The 13,893-nt window shown below is 53.1% G+C and carries 10 protein-coding genes; 3 read left to right on the forward strand and 7 right to left on the reverse strand.

Translation table 11 applies throughout. The annotated features are described in order from the left end of the window. Positions 1–69 precede the first annotated feature (69 nt). A complete protein-coding gene (gene hutU / locus EFB08_RS22660; RefSeq protein ID WP_123129268.1) occupies positions 70–1,782 on the forward strand; it encodes a urocanate hydratase in 1,713 nt (570 codons plus the stop codon). 422 nt (positions 1,783–2,204) lie between these two features. After that, positions 2,205–3,452, forward strand: a complete 1,248-nt coding sequence (hutI, locus tag EFB08_RS22665; RefSeq protein ID WP_123129269.1) for an imidazolonepropionase — start codon at positions 2,205–2,207, stop codon at positions 3,450–3,452. 50 nt (positions 3,453–3,502) lie between these two features. On the opposite strand, the gene EFB08_RS22670 is transcribed toward hutI, so the two are convergent. Next, on the reverse strand, positions 3,503–4,066 hold the full coding sequence (locus EFB08_RS22670; protein WP_123129270.1) for a hypothetical protein: 564 nt from the start codon (positions 4,064–4,066) through the stop codon (positions 3,503–3,505). A 97-nt stretch (positions 4,067–4,163) separates the two neighbouring features. Here EFB08_RS22670 and hutG point away from each other — a divergent pair, with 97 nt between their 5' ends. Continuing rightward, positions 4,164–5,126, forward strand: coding sequence for a formimidoylglutamase (gene hutG, locus EFB08_RS22675; RefSeq protein WP_123129271.1), 963 nt, complete (start codon positions 4,164–4,166; stop codon positions 5,124–5,126). A gap of 198 nt (positions 5,127–5,324) precedes the next feature. Here the strand turns inward: hutG and EFB08_RS22680 are convergent, their stop codons facing one another. From EFB08_RS22680 to uxaC, 6 genes are all read right to left on the reverse strand, one after another. Beyond that, positions 5,325–7,898, reverse strand: a complete 2,574-nt coding sequence (locus EFB08_RS22680) for a phosphoenolpyruvate carboxylase (RefSeq protein WP_123129272.1) — start codon at positions 7,896–7,898, stop codon at positions 5,325–5,327. Between the two features lie 188 nt (positions 7,899–8,086). Beyond that, entirely contained in the window at positions 8,087–8,635 is a 549-nt protein-coding gene (locus EFB08_RS22685) for a GNAT family N-acetyltransferase (protein ID WP_123129273.1), read from the reverse strand. 695 nt (positions 8,636–9,330) lie between these two features. Beyond that, entirely contained in the window at positions 9,331–10,731 is a 1,401-nt protein-coding gene (locus EFB08_RS22690) for an MFS transporter (RefSeq protein ID WP_227006444.1), read from the reverse strand. Positions 10,732–10,746: 15 nt separating this feature from the next. Next, entirely contained in the window at positions 10,747–11,406 is a 660-nt protein-coding gene (locus tag EFB08_RS22695) for a bifunctional 4-hydroxy-2-oxoglutarate aldolase/2-dehydro-3-deoxy-phosphogluconate aldolase (protein ID WP_123129275.1), read from the reverse strand. Then, positions 11,396–12,424, reverse strand: a complete 1,029-nt coding sequence (locus EFB08_RS22700; RefSeq protein WP_123129276.1) for a sugar kinase — start codon at positions 12,422–12,424, stop codon at positions 11,396–11,398. The genes EFB08_RS22695 and EFB08_RS22700 overlap by 11 nt, the downstream gene beginning before the upstream one ends. Positions 12,425–12,427: 3 nt before the next feature. Beyond that, a complete protein-coding gene (gene uxaC / locus EFB08_RS22705; RefSeq protein ID WP_123129277.1) occupies positions 12,428–13,825 on the reverse strand; it encodes a glucuronate isomerase in 1,398 nt (465 codons plus the stop codon). Positions 13,826–13,893 lie beyond the last annotated feature (68 nt).

Raw genomic sequence — 13,893 nt, forward strand, 5'->3', positions numbered from 1 at the left:
AATTTTTAGTATATTAATGAACTTTTAGGTTCCCAATCTTCACCAATAGCACTAAACTCATTTACTGCCATGGAAACGCTCTCCAGGACACAAACCGTCCCTTCCCCCCAGTTGACCACCGAAGAGTTCCTCCAGACCTATGCGAACCATCCGGTCTATTTTCCGCCCCGCGGACCTAAACTGCACGCCAAAAACTGGCAAGCCGAAGCCGCCCTCCGGATGTTCCTGAACAACCTCAGCACTGAGGTAGCCGAGGACCCGGAAAGGTTGGTAGTGTACGGCGGAATTGGGCAGGCGGCGCGCACCCCGCAGGATGCCCGGAAGATTGTGGAACTGCTCCTGACCCTGGAGGAAGACGAGAGTTTGTTGATTCAGAGCGGGAAACCGGTGGGCAAGATCAGAAGCCATGCGGAGGCTCCGCGGGTCCTCATCGCCAACAGCAACCTGGTGCCAAAATGGGCTACCTGGGAGCATTTCAACCAACTGCGGGAACGGGGCCTGATGATGTACGGCCAAATGACGGCCGGCTCCTGGATCTACATCGGGACCCAGGGCATTCTCCAAGGCACTTACGAGACCTTCGCTGCCTGCGGCCGAAGCCATTTTGGGGGTGATCTGCGCCACAAACTGGTGGTGAGCGGAGGCCTTGGGGGAATGGGCGGAGCACAGCCTTTGGCGGCTACCATGGCCGGTGCTACGTTCCTGGGCGTAGACATTGACCCTGAGCGCATCAAAAAACGCCTGGAGACCCGCTACATAGATAAAATGACCTTTGATTACCGCGAAGCCGTGCGCCTGGCCCTGGCCGCCAAAGACAAAGGCGAAGCTGTTTCCATAGGTTTGGTAGGGGACATTGGCGACGTGCTGGAGAAGTTGATTCAAGACGGCATCACCCCAGACATTCTCACCGACCAGACCTCGGCCCATGATCCGTTGAATGGCTACGTGCCCCACGGCATGTGTTTACCTCAGGCCTTATCTCTGCGGGAAGCAGACCCAGAAACCTACCGCGAGCGCTCCCTCCAAAGCATGGCCCGGCACGTGGGCTTTATGCTGGAACTCAAACGCCGGGGCAGCTGCACCTTTGACTACGGCAATAACCTGCGCGAATTTGCCCAACAAGGCGGCGAACCCAACGCCTTCCAGATTCCTGGATTTGTGCCTGAGTTTATCAGGCCGCTCTTCTGCGAAGGCAAAGGCCCGTTCCGGTGGGTGGCCCTCTCCGGCGACCCAGAAGACATCCGGGTTACCGATGAGGCCCTGAAAAAACTCTTCCCCCAGAACGCGCACATGATCCAGTGGCTGAAGCAAGCCGAGCTGAAAGTGGCTTTCCAGGGACTTCCCAGCCGCATCTGCTGGCTAGGCATGGGCGAGCGCGAGAAAGCCGGCCTGCTGTTCAACCAACTGGTGCGCGACGGCAAAGTGAAAGGACCTATTGTGATTGGCCGTGACCACCTGGACTGTGGATCTGTGGCTTCTCCCTACCGCGAGACTGAGGGCATGAAAGATGGTTCCGATGCCGTGTCTGACTGGCCGCTGCTCAACCTGATGGCCAACGCCAGCGGCGGTGCCACCTGGATTTCGTTCCACCACGGCGGGGGCGTAGGCATGGGCTATTCCCAACACGCCGGTATGGTAGTCCTGGCTGATGGTACCGACCGCGCTGACCGTTGCCTCCGCCGAGTCCTATACAATGACCCAGCCCTGGGAATCTTCCGCCACGCAGATGCCGGTTATGACACCGCCCAGGAGAATGCCCATCGGTTTGGGTTAGATTTTTAAAAAGCGGCCAGAATTTACCTTTGCCAATAGCGGCTTTGATGTGTTTAAGTAGAAGTAGGGGCAATCCCTTGTGGTTGCCCTAACCCGTTTTTGCTCCCTTTAAAAGGTGATTGTACCTCAGGGTCCCTCTTGAAATACGCTCGCCGTTGTTGGGTGTTCTCACCAACGACCTTCTATGCGGTGGAATGCGTAAGGGCAACCACAGGGGATTGTTCCTAAATTTTCAATGCATTCAACAGCATTGCTTCCCCTCGGGATGAGCTCACCTAAAACCATGTTTAAACCCAAGAGAAGCCCTAGCCTTTTTTCTAGCCCCAATCCATTTTTAGCTTGTTTTTCGAAAAAAGCAGGCAAAGCAGCTTTGCAAGACATCCCTCATTATCTTGCTGCCCACATTCCTTTCTTCCCGAAACCTGATCCAAATGCCCCAAGAACCAGAACCCTTTACCCTCATCGGACCCTTTACTCAAATTGTGACTATGGCGGGGTTGCCAATGAAGGGCCCACTCGCAGATGAACAGTTGCAGGTCTTGGAAATGGGGGGCGTGCTCCTCAAAGGTGAGAAGGTGGAGAAAGTTGGGCCTTATGCAACGCTTTCACAAGAAGCAGAAGCAAATCAGTACCATTTCCACAAGATAGGGCAGCCCATGGTGCTGTTGCCGGGGTTCATTGATGCCCATACGCACCTGTGTTTCGCTGGATCACGGGCTCGGGATTATGCCCTCCGAGTAGCCGGTAAAACGTACCTTGAGATTGCCCGCGCAGGCGGAGGTATTCTGGATACAGTCTCTAAAACCAGGGCAGCCACACGGGAGGAACTGGTGCAAAGTCTCCTGCAACGCTGTGACCGGCACCTGGCCGAAGGCGTGACTACCTGCGAGGTGAAAAGCGGGTACGGCCTCTCACTAGAAGACGAACTCAAAATGCTTGAAGCCATCCAGCAGGCAAACCAGCAGCACGCGCTTGACCTGGTGGCTACCTGCCTGGCCGCCCACATGCGTCCCCCGGAGTTTACAGAAAACGCGGCCTATTTACAGCACGTTTTAGAGGAACTGCTGCCAAAGGTAAAAGCGCATAAGGTAGCCCAACGCGTTGATATTTTCATTGAAGACACCGCTTTCTCAGAGGAAGAAGCCCTGCCGTATTTACAGGCTGCCCAAGCCCTAGGTTTCGACCTGACTGTTCACGCCGATCAGTTCAGTACCGGCGGAAGCAAAATCGCGGCCCAGGTAAAAGCCGCCTCCGCCGATCACCTGGAAGCCAGCGGTCCCACTGAGTTTTCCCTATTGCAACAAGCGGATGTAGTGGCCACCGTTTTACCCGGTGCATCCCTGGGCTTGGGAATGCCTTTTGCCGCCGCCCGGCAGATGCTGGATGCCGGTCTTTGCGTAGCCATTGCCAGTGACTGGAACCCCGGCTCCGCGCCCATGGGTGATTTGTTGATGCAGGCCGCCTTGTTGGGAGCCGCTGAGAAACTCACTATGGCGGAGACCTTTGCCGGCATCACGTATCGCGCCGCCCGGGCCCTGCGCCTGGACGATAGAGGACAGCTGGCTTCCGGCTTCCTGGCTGACATGGTTGCCTTTCCGGCAGATTCATATCAAGAGATTTTGTACCACCAGGGGAAACTGAAACCTCACATGGTCTGGAAACGCGGCAAGTTAATTTAACCGGGTTATCACCTGTTTTCGGCTCTCTTTTCTGAAAAAGGCCTTAAAACCTAGGTGGCAGATTGTTCCCTGGCTACCAGAATGCGCACAATTCGGGTGTCTTCGTCATCCCAATTGATGTTTTTGATATTCTCTATCAATTGAACAGACAAACCGTCGTATTGGCCATACGGATTGTAAACCTCCATCAGGAACTCTGTTTCAGTCACCTCTTTGATGAAGCCATACAAACCTAAATCCTGATAAAAATTGACGTAGATCAGGTTGCTTTCTTTGTGGGCCTGTTGTAAAATTTCCTCAATGCTGCAATTCCCGATATGGAAAATAGCAGGAACGGAGGTATCGGCGTAAATCTTTCTCAGGTTTATCTCCTTTACCTCTAATCGGCGCAGGAACACGTCATCAAAGTCTACCCCAAACAGGTCTGTGGTTCTGATAATCAGAATTCCATTGGGTAGTCCCTGTTGGGAAATAGACCTGAGGCTAACGGTTTCTTCATTGTGGTCAAGCAGATAGCCGAAGTGAAGCTTAGGGCCATCAGATGCATTGACTCTAAGGGTAACTGGTTTGTCTTCTTCTTTAGATTTTTGGAGTAAGGAATAGAGTAATGACATGTAAGGTGGATAGGTTTATTTTATATTTGATGGAAGATAATATTGGTGTAAAATAAATAATATTTCGGTACCATACTCTACAAACTAAGATTCTGCTATGTACAAACCATCGGATAAAACCTCCTGGAGAGGACGAACTGATTTACCCGATGGGGGCCTGGGTCAGAGATGGCACCAGGTGGTGCAGGTGGTGGACCTTTCCAGCGAAATCCCCTCGGGTGGCGGAAATGTAGCGTTCCTGGGGTTTTGCTGTGACGAAGGTGTCCGGCGAAACCAGGGCAGGGTAGGAGCCGCCGCAGGACCAGACGCTATTCGGCAGGCCATGTCACCCTTCGCCGAGCATCTCCCCGACGGAGCACAGCTTTTTGAGGCCGGCGATGTGATCTGCCCGAACCAGCAACTGGAGGAGGCCCAGGTGCAACTGGGAAGAAAAGTTGAACTGCTCCTTAAGAAGGGGTACCGGCCTTTGTTGCTGGGAGGGGGCCACGAAACCGCTTACGGACATTTCCTGGGCATCAGAACCTTTTTGAAAGAAGGAGAAAAACTAGGCATCATCAATTTCGATGCGCACTTTGACCTTCGCAGCGTAGAGCCTTTTCCCAGCTCGGGAACGCCGTTTTTGCAGATAGCGCAGGATCTGGAAAAAGCCGGCCAACCCTTCCATTACTTCTGCCTGGGCATTCAGGAGTACGGCAATACCCGCAAGCTTTTCCAAACCGCTGATCAGCTGGGGGCCGAATACATCACTGCCCAGGCGCTCCAATCAGAAGAAAAAAACTCACATCTATTTCAAATAAAAAGCTTTATCCAGAAAGTAGACCGGCTGTACGTGAGCATTGATTTGGATGTGTTTGCGGCAGCGTTTGCACCCGGCGTAAGCGCCCCAACCTCTCTGGGCCTTTTCCCCCAAGACTTTCTTCCCCTGCTGCGGGAAATCCTGAACAGCGGGAAAGTGCTTTCAATGGATGTAGTGGAGTTGAACCCCATCTTCGACAGTGACCACCGCACTGCCAAGCTAGCCGCCTCCCTGATTTACCAGATGGTAGAAGCCTGGCGATAGCAAGTGTTGAGAGGCTTTCGTTTAGAGGCAGGTTTCAGAAAATCGGCTTAAAACTGCAGGTGCTTTTCGCTGCCTAAAAGTCTCCTTGCTTCCCTCTATCCGGCGAGTTGTTTTCCTGCTTGTTTGGTGAAAATGCCTTCAAATTAAAGAGAGGCTCCTTCCTCTCAGAAGCAGCCTCTCTTTGTAGTTTGATATCCGCTAAGCGGAGTTCCTTTCGGCGTTGATGATCCCGAAGGAGCAGCGCATGACCAGTTTCTCGAAGGTGCTTTTGTCAGCCGTGGCCGCTTCCTGCTCTTCCATTTCCCTGATTCGGGTGAGGGCAAATTGCTGGATGGTGAGCAGCGGCAACTCTATGCGCTGGCGCATCTGAATGGAGTGCAGGTTCACGGGTTTGTCTTCCATGAGGTGATTATTGCCGGTAAGCCGAAGCACGTACTTGGTGGTGCGCTCAAATTCCTCGTGGATCATCTTCCAGAGTTCGCCGTAGCGCGGGTGTTGGGCCAGGAACGCCGTGAGCGGGAAAAAGCACTTGGTCATGGCCATCTCGCAGTTGCCCAGCAAGGTCCTGAAGAACAAAGACCCGCGGTAAAGTTGCGCAATGGCTTCCCATTGACCTTCGGCTTCCAGTTTCTCCAGGGCGCTGCCCACGCCGTAGTAACCCGGCAGGTTCTGCTTCAATTGGCTCCAGGAACCCACGTACGGCACGGCCCGAAGGTCGTTCAGGTTCAGCTTGCCGGGTTTGCGCTTAGACGGACGACTGCCTATGTTGGCCTCGGCGTAGTACCGCAACGGACTGGCGTAATTGAGGTACTCCAGAAAATCGGGGTGCGTTTTGAGGGTGTTGTAGGCTTGGTAACTTACCTCAGACAGGCGTTGCATCACCTGTTCTTCCTCAGAAGAAAGCGACGTTTCGTTTCCGGTGAACAGGGCATTCCGGATACCCGCGTGCAGGAGCTGTTCCATGTTGTACTGCGCCGAATCAATGGTCCCGAAATTGGAGCTGATAGTCTGCCCTTGGATGGTGAGCTGGATTTCCTTACTCGCGATTTTGGGTCCCATGGAGGCGTAAAACTGGTGCGTTCTGCCACCGCCCCGGGCCGGCGGACCGCCCCGGCCATCAAAAAAGACCACCTGCAGATCGTACTGCTTTGCCAATAGGCTCAGTTCTTCCTTGGCTTTGTAGATGCTCCAGTTAGACATAAGGTAACCGCCGTCTTTGGTGCCGTCTGAGAAGCCCAGCATGATGCTCTGGATATCGCCTTGGCGGTGCAGGTGCTGGCGGTAAACGTCTGAGGTGTAGAGCGCCTGCATTACCTCCCGGGCATTCTTTAAGTCGTCAATGGTTTCGAAAAGCGGCACGATGTCCACGCTGAGTTCCTGGGGTTTCCAGCCGCTGAGCAAGAATAGGCCATACACTTCCATGATGTCCAGGGCGCTGGTGCTGTGGCTGATGATGTAGCGGTGGCAGCCCTCGGGTCCGTTTATTCCCTGGATGGTTCTGATGGCCTGCATAGATTCCAGCGTGTCGCGGTGCAGTTCGTTCTCCAGGGCAGCGGGATCCACGGTGGTATTGGCGTTCAGTAAGGCCGAGATCTTTTCCTGGGGGGAGAGTTCAGCGTAGTTTTGAGGCAAAACCCCAGTGGCGGCAATTGCCTCCAGGACTTCGGTGTGGGCGGAACTGTCTTGCCGCACATCCAAAGAAGCGAAGTATAGCCCAAACACCTCTACCTTGCTGATCAGGTTTTCGGCCAGGTTCAGGAACAGGGAGTTGTGCTCCTGGATGAGCGTTTCTTTTATCTGCAGCAAAGGAGTCAGGATATCTTCTTTGGTAATATCGGCTTTGTAGCCGGGCAGGAAAAGGTTGTTGTATAGTTTCTCCTCCAGCGCGATCAATTTACTCAAAACCCCTTTGAAGGTGAGCCGACGCTTGAGTTTGCGCACATCGCGGTAATACGATTTGAGGATGCCCCCGCGCAGGGCCTCGGCCACCTGTAGTGTGATGCCTGCGGTCACAAACGGATTGCCATCGCGGTCGCCGCCCGGCCAGAAACCCAGCCTGATCACCGGGTTCTGCTCTGATACGGCCTCGGGGAACTGACTTTTGAGGTATGACATGATTTGACCGGCGGACTGGTAAAAAATGTTCTCCAGGTACCAGATCAGGCTTACGGCCTCATCATACGGCGAGGGTTTCTCGTTTTTGAAGAACGGCGTTTTGCCCAGTTGCCGCAGAAAGCTGTTCACCTGTACCGTGTTGTCGCTCACCAGGGCTTTGGACAGGTCGTTGATGATGCCCAGCACCTCGCTGGGGTAGAACTGGGTAGGGTGGGCGGTGAGCACCAGCCTAACCGAGAAGTCCTTCAGTTTCTCTTTCAGTTGCTCCTGCGTCTGGGTTTGCTCTATCTCGGCCTGCAGGTGTTTTAATGTGCCGGCCCCCGCCATGTCGTGCGTCTCCCTGAACGAGGCGTCTTCTAGGGCATCAAACAACACCACCTGCCGCTCGGCGTACTGCACAAACCTGAAAAGAAGATCCAGTTGCTCCTGTTTTGTGCGGTACGGCGTGTACTGCCTGAAAAACGTGCTGATGATATCGGTGGGGCTCTGTTCCTTCGCGAATCCCTCTTCGCAGTGCAGCAGGAAAATAGACAAAAGCACGCCCGTTTTCTCCACCCGGTGAAAGGGAAGCGAGGTGAACAGGCTGTTGTATAACTGAAATTTGAGCCCTACGTGTTTGTCATAGGTTTGCAGGGCACTGTTAGAAGAACCGTCCATAGTTTGGTGTTTGTTGAGGTACCCGGTAGAGGTACCCCATTTCTAAATTTTAGACCAACTGGTAAGGATTTCGTGAAAAGCCTGCCTGGTGGTCTTAGATTGGTTGGGCATAAGGTTTGAAACCTAAGTATCCAACGGGCAATTAAATCATTGGTTAAAAATCCTTCGGCAATGTGTAGAAGCCTCGGTTAGGCAGTTGCTATCCTGTTGGCGAGCCATTCTTCCTTTTCAATGCAGTAGGTGTAATTCAGCTTCGGGGGTTCTCCAAAATAGGCCACTTCCTGTTCCCCAACCTTACTGGCACCCAATCGGCCTATTGCTATTTGAGACCGGATATTTCCAGCCCCGATGTGGAAATATACCCTTGAAACAAACCCGAAGAGGTAGTTCAGCAGTAAGGTTTTCACCGCGGGGTTGAAGCCTTTGCCCCAATAGTCAGTACCGAAGAAAGTATACCCTATAAAGGCACTGCTGTCTTGCTCCTGATAATCATAAATGCGGGTACTGCCGGCAACTTTACCAGTAGATTTGTCTACTATTTTAAAGGCGCCCCTGCTTTGGAGGGCTCCCTCAAAAAACGTCCGGAAAACATCTTTCTTCCAACGGTCTTTATTGGGGTGCTGTTCCCAAATCTTCGGGTCTGATGCCACTGCAAACAAAGCCTCAAAATCCTCCTCCTGCAGGGGGTAGAGAATTACTTTTTCATTCTCCAATATAGGTTGCGTACTAAAGCTCATCGTTTGGCTAAAATAGATTCCTGGACAAAGGCAAACGGTCTAAATCTGTTTACCTAAAGCTGTTGCTTGACATGGAAGTATCCATTGCTGAAGATGCTTGTTCAAACTCCAGGCAAAAGGAATAGGGTGTTGACAAATATAGAAGATAAAGGCTTTTTTGTTAAGGTTTATTTACTTGCAAATAAGGAAATTTAGATAAGTTTTAAATTTTCACCTGAAATGCTGCTCATTATCTAAAAGTGGTAGCCTGTGTTTTTAGGCCGATTTTATAAAATTAAGGCCAAAACAGAAGCCCTCTTATATTCATAGGAAAGTGGAAAGTTTCCGGAAATTCAAACTTGCCTTACCTACAGTCCTTGAAGCTCATACGTTTTCACTTTCTCGGTTTTCAGGTCAAGGAGCAGGGTAGTAGGCGTGACGGAGCCACCCCAGCCATTTATGCGTGGGCTCTTCCTGCCACACATCCGCGAAGAATTGGGCGGCACCTTTCCAGTGGGGAGGCGTTTAGGGGCGGGTTTCCTGAAAAGACGCTAAAAACAGGAAGGGGGTCGCAACGTTGCGAGGGATTGTAGCCGGAGAGTTGGTATAAAAGAATAAGCCTTCAGATTACAGAATCCAAAGGCTTATTCAGGAGGAGAATCTTAGAAGTCAGACTTCGGTGAATTCAGTTTATGCAGAGCGATTTTCACCCTTCTTTACAAGGCCACCGGCTTCATTTTAGGAACCAATGATTTCATCACCGACCAGGCCACCAGATACGCCAGCGCGCAGAAGGCGAACATAATGGTGTACCCGGTCTCCACATGGCCCAGTGCTTCATAATGGTCAAAAAGGTAACCACCCACTTTGGTCACGACCACCCCGCCAATACCGCCGGCCATACCGCCAATACCGGTCACCGAAGCCACCGATTTCTTAGGGAACATATCGGAAACAGTGGTGAAGATGTTCGCTGACCAAGCCTGGTGCGCCGAGGCCCCAATCCCGATGAGCAGAACCGGGAACCAGTAGCTGATGCCGCCCAACGGCTGTGCCGCCAGCACCAACAGCGGGAAAAGCGCGATCACAAACATCGCCCGCATGCGACCTTCATAGGGGTTATAGCCTTTGTTGATGAAGTACATCGGGAACCAGCCTCCGCCTATACTTCCCACCATAGTCATGCTGTACAGCACGGAAAGCGGGAGCATCACCTGGGTACCGGTCAGGCCGTACTGGGCTTTGAGGTAGGCAGGAAGCCAGAAAAGGAAAAACCACCAAACACCGTCCGTGAGGAACTTGCCGAAGGCGAAGGCCCAGGTCTGCCGGAAACTCAGCAGTTTAAACCAGGATACTTTCTCCGCCGAGGCAGGAGAGTCCGGCTCCAGAACGGGTTCGCTGTCGCTGCTGATGTAGTCGCGCTCCGCGGCTGATAATCTTTTTTGCTTGTCTGGGGTTTCATAGAAGATAAACCAGAAGATGAGCCACAAAAAGCCTACGGCTCCGATGATGAAGAAGGTGTACTCCCAACCTAGATGCGAGGCAATCCACGGAACGGTAAGTGGTGCCAGAATGGCCCCCACGTTAGAGCCGGAGTTGAAGATACCGGTTGCCAGCGAGCGCTCTTTCTTAGGAAAATACTCGGCCGTAGCCTTAATAGCTGCCGGAAAGTTCCCAGATTCTCCGAAGCCCAGGAAAGCCCTGGCCACCATGAACCCAATTACCGAAACGGAAATCCCGGTAAAGCCCGCTGCGGTGAATACCGGGCTAACTACCCTGCCCAAAGGCTCGGCGTACGCGTGCAGGATGGCCGCCAAGGACCAGATCACCAGCGCCCAGGCATACCCTTTTTTGGTGCCTAGTTTATCAATAATGCGCCCCGCGAAGAGCATAGAGATGGCATAGGTGAACTGGAAAACCGCCGCAATGTTGGCGTAATCGGTGTTGGACCAGCCAAACTTCTCCGCCAGCAGCGGTTGCAGCAAACTGAGTACCTGACGATCCAGGTAATTGACCGTGGTGGCGAAGAAAAGCAGGCCACAGATGGTCCACCGGTACTTGCCTATCTTCTCCTGAGTGGTCATAGGCCTGACATTTGTTTGTTTCGTTTGGGTCATGGTAGGGCGGTTAAACTATTTTCTACATTTCTGCGCTAATTCCAATGCTTGTGCCGTGAGGTCCTGTAAGGTATCATACTGGCGGTTGACCAGAATATCTTTGCTGATGAGTTTGCTGCCCATGCCCACGGCGCAGACGCCGGCCTTGAACCAGGTCCGGAAGTTATCCTCCTCCAGTTCCACGCCCCCGGTGGGGATGAACAACTGACCTGGAAACAGCTCCTTGATGGAAGACAGGAAAGCCGGACCCAGGATGTTCGCCGGGAAAAGTTTTACCAGTGCCGCTTGGGCCGTCTGGGCCACGTGGATCTCGGTAGGGGAGAAGCACCCCGGAATCCAGAGCAAACCGGCCTCGTGCACCAGGTTGCCTACCTGCGGGTCTACGATGGGAGCCACCACGTAATCAGCACCGGCTTTGAGGAAGTCGTTGGCCTGCTGCACGGTTTTGATGGTCCCGATGCCCAAGTGCAGGTCTTCGTACGTTTTCAGCTCCTTTTTCAGAAACGTGAAGTTTTCCAGCGCAGCAGCTCCGCGGTTGGTGTACTCCAGTGTCCGCACCCCGGCGTTGTAAAGCGTTTTGATGATCTCCAGGCTTACTTCGGGGTCCTCGTAGAAAAACAAAGGCAGAAGCCCTTGGTCTACAATCGCTTGGAGGGCAGTTTCTTTAGTTGGCATATTCTCTGATAGTTTCTTCAATCTCGGCTACCGAAGTGGTGGTAGCGTCGCTCTCAATGAATAATTTCTTAAAGGCCGCCGCGGTGGCGAATTCCAGGGTTTCTTTGGGGCTGTTTTGGTGAAAGAAGCCGTAAATCAGGCCGGCCATAAAACAGTCGCCGCTGCCTACTTTGTCTACAATCTGGTCCACCACATACTCTTGCGAGACGTGCAGTTCTCCTTGGGTATAGAGTGTAGTGAAATAACGGATGCCTTTCTCTCCGTGATCGAACCGGAAGGTGTTGGCCACGATCTTGCACTTAGGAAACTCCTTCAGGATCGCCTCAGAAGTCAGGGTAGCGTGCTGCAGTAGTCTCTCTTTCTCGATGTCCTGCACTAGTTCTTCCTGAAGCGGCATGCCCAGCATTTTATTCGCAGCCCACACATTGCCCATGATCAAGTCACAGGAAGAAGCCAACGATGGCATGACCTCCACCGGGTCTTTGCCGTACTTCCACAGCTTGGCGCGGTAGTTCAGGTCCAGGGAAACGAAGATGTTGCGCTCGGCGGCGGCCTTTAAAGCCTCAGCACAGACATCGGCTACGTTCTGGTTGAGAGCCGGACAAATGGCACTGAAATGGAACCAGCTTACGCCCTCAAATACCTGGTCCCAGTTGATGGTCCCGGTTTTCAAATCGGCGTACGCCGAGCCAGCGCGGTCATAGATCACGCCGGCATTTTTGAGGTCTTTTCCTTTAGGCAGGTAATAAAGGCCCACCCGGTCGCCCTGCATCACTACCGGACTGGTATCAATCTGGCGCTCCTGCATGTAGCCGATGAGCTGCTCAGACACGAAGTTCTCCGGCAGAGCCGTGAGGTACGCCGAAGGCAGGCCCCACAGCGCCAAAGCCGTGGCTACGTTCAGCTCGGCGCCGCCCACGTAGAAGGGCAACCGGTTTTCCGAGAGCCACTGGCCTTGCCCATCCGGGCAGATTCTGAGCAGCAGCTCCCCAAACGATAAGACTTTTCCGCTGGCCATCCCTTAGAAGTTGAAGTAGTTTTTAGCGTTGTTGTAGCAGATGTTCTCCACCATCTGGCCCAGCCAGGCCATCTCAGAAGCCGGTAACTCGCCGTTCTCCACGTCGTTGCCCAGCATGTTGCAGAGGATTCTTCTGAAGTACTCGTGCCGAGGGTAGGAGAGGAAGCTGCGCGAATCGGTCAACATCCCCACGAAACGGCTCAACAGACCCATGTTGGATAAAGCGTTCATCTGAGCCTCCATGCCTTGTTTCTGATCCAGGAACCACCAGGCAGATCCATACTGGATTTTGCCCGGCGTGCTGCCGTCATTGAAGTTGCCTATCATGGTGGCGTACAACTCGTTCTGGCTCGGGTTCAGGTTGTAGAGAATCGTCTTGGCCAGTTGGTTTGAGTTGTCCAGTTTGTCCATGAACCTTGACAGCGGACGGGCCACATCAAAATCCCCAATGGAGTCAAACCCGGTATCGGCGCCTAGCTCGCGCATCATGCGGGTGTTGTTGTTGCGCAGCGCGCCCAAATGGAACTGCTGCGTCCAGCCTTTGGCGTGGTCCATCAAAGCCAGTTCCACCAGCATGGCAGACTTGAATTTGAGCACCTCATCTTGCGTGAGTTGCTGTTTCTGGAGCGCTTTTTCAAAAATGGAGGTAATCTCCTGATCGGTGTATTCCTCGGTGTAGATGGTTTCCAGGCCGTGGTCAGATAAACGTCCGCCCTGGGCGTGGAAGAAATCGTGGCGCTGCTGCAGGGCATCCAGCAGGCTTCTGTAATTAGTAATGGAAACGCCGGAGGCAGCCTCCAGTTTCTCCAGGTAGGTCAGATAACCGGCATCCTCAATGGCCATGGCTTTATCCGGACGGAAGGTGGGCAACACCTTGATCCCGAAATCATCGGCGGCAATCTTCTGGTGGTGTTCCAGGGAGTCAATAGGGTCATCGGTGGTGCAGATGGTGACCACGTTCATCTTTTCCAGGATGCCGCGCACGCTGAACTCCGGGGTTTGCAGCAGGCCAGTGGCCGCGTCGTAGATCTCCCTCGCTGAATCCGGGTTCAGGACTTTCTCAATCCCGAAGGGGCGCTTCAGTTCCATGTGGGTCCAGTGGTACAAGGGGTTCCGCATGGTGTACGGCACGGTCTGGGCCCACTTTTCAAACTTCTCGAAATCGTCGGCATCGCCGGTGCAGAAACGCTCAGGAATACCGTTCGTCCGCATGGCGCGCCACTTGTAATGGTCGCCTTCGAGCCAGATCTGGGTCAGGTTTTTGAACGATCTATCATTGGCGATGTCCTCCGGGTTCAGGTGGCAATGGTAGTCAATGATGGGCATGTTCTTGGCATGCTCATGATACAACGTCTGGGCCGTCTTGGTCTGAAGGAGAAAGTTGTCGTCTAAAAAGGACATGTACTTGGGTGTTTTGAAGTAAACAAGCCGAAAAGACAAAGAAACCGACGTAGGTTGCCAAGATATTT

This window comes from Rufibacter latericius, from assembly GCF_003721515.1.
Classification (GTDB): Bacteria; Bacteroidota; Bacteroidia; order Cytophagales; family Hymenobacteraceae; genus Nibribacter; species Nibribacter latericius.

Coding starts and splice junctions, on each gene's coding strand:
- hutG (WP_123129271.1), top strand. CDS start 4,164: ATGTACAAACCATCGGATAAAACCTCCTGGAGAGGACGAACTGATTTA.
- EFB08_RS22695 (WP_123129275.1), bottom strand. CDS start 11,406: ATGCCAACTAAAGAAACTGCCCTCCAAGCGATTGTAGACCAAGGGCTT.
- uxaC (WP_123129277.1), bottom strand. CDS start 13,825: ATGTCCTTTTTAGACGACAACTTTCTCCTTCAGACCAAGACGGCCCAG.
- EFB08_RS22670 (WP_123129270.1), bottom strand. CDS start 4,066: ATGTCATTACTCTATTCCTTACTCCAAAAATCTAAAGAAGAAGACAAA.
- EFB08_RS22680 (WP_123129272.1), bottom strand. CDS start 7,898: ATGGACGGTTCTTCTAACAGTGCCCTGCAAACCTATGACAAACACGTA.
- hutU (WP_123129268.1), top strand. CDS start 70: ATGGAAACGCTCTCCAGGACACAAACCGTCCCTTCCCCCCAGTTGACC.
- hutI (WP_123129269.1), top strand. CDS start 2,205: ATGCCCCAAGAACCAGAACCCTTTACCCTCATCGGACCCTTTACTCAA.
- EFB08_RS22685 (WP_123129273.1), bottom strand. CDS start 8,635: ATGAGCTTTAGTACGCAACCTATATTGGAGAATGAAAAAGTAATTCTC.
- EFB08_RS22690 (WP_227006444.1), bottom strand. CDS start 10,731: ATGACCCAAACGAAACAAACAAATGTCAGGCCTATGACCACTCAGGAG.
- EFB08_RS22700 (WP_123129276.1), bottom strand. CDS start 12,424: ATGGCCAGCGGAAAAGTCTTATCGTTTGGGGAGCTGCTGCTCAGAATC.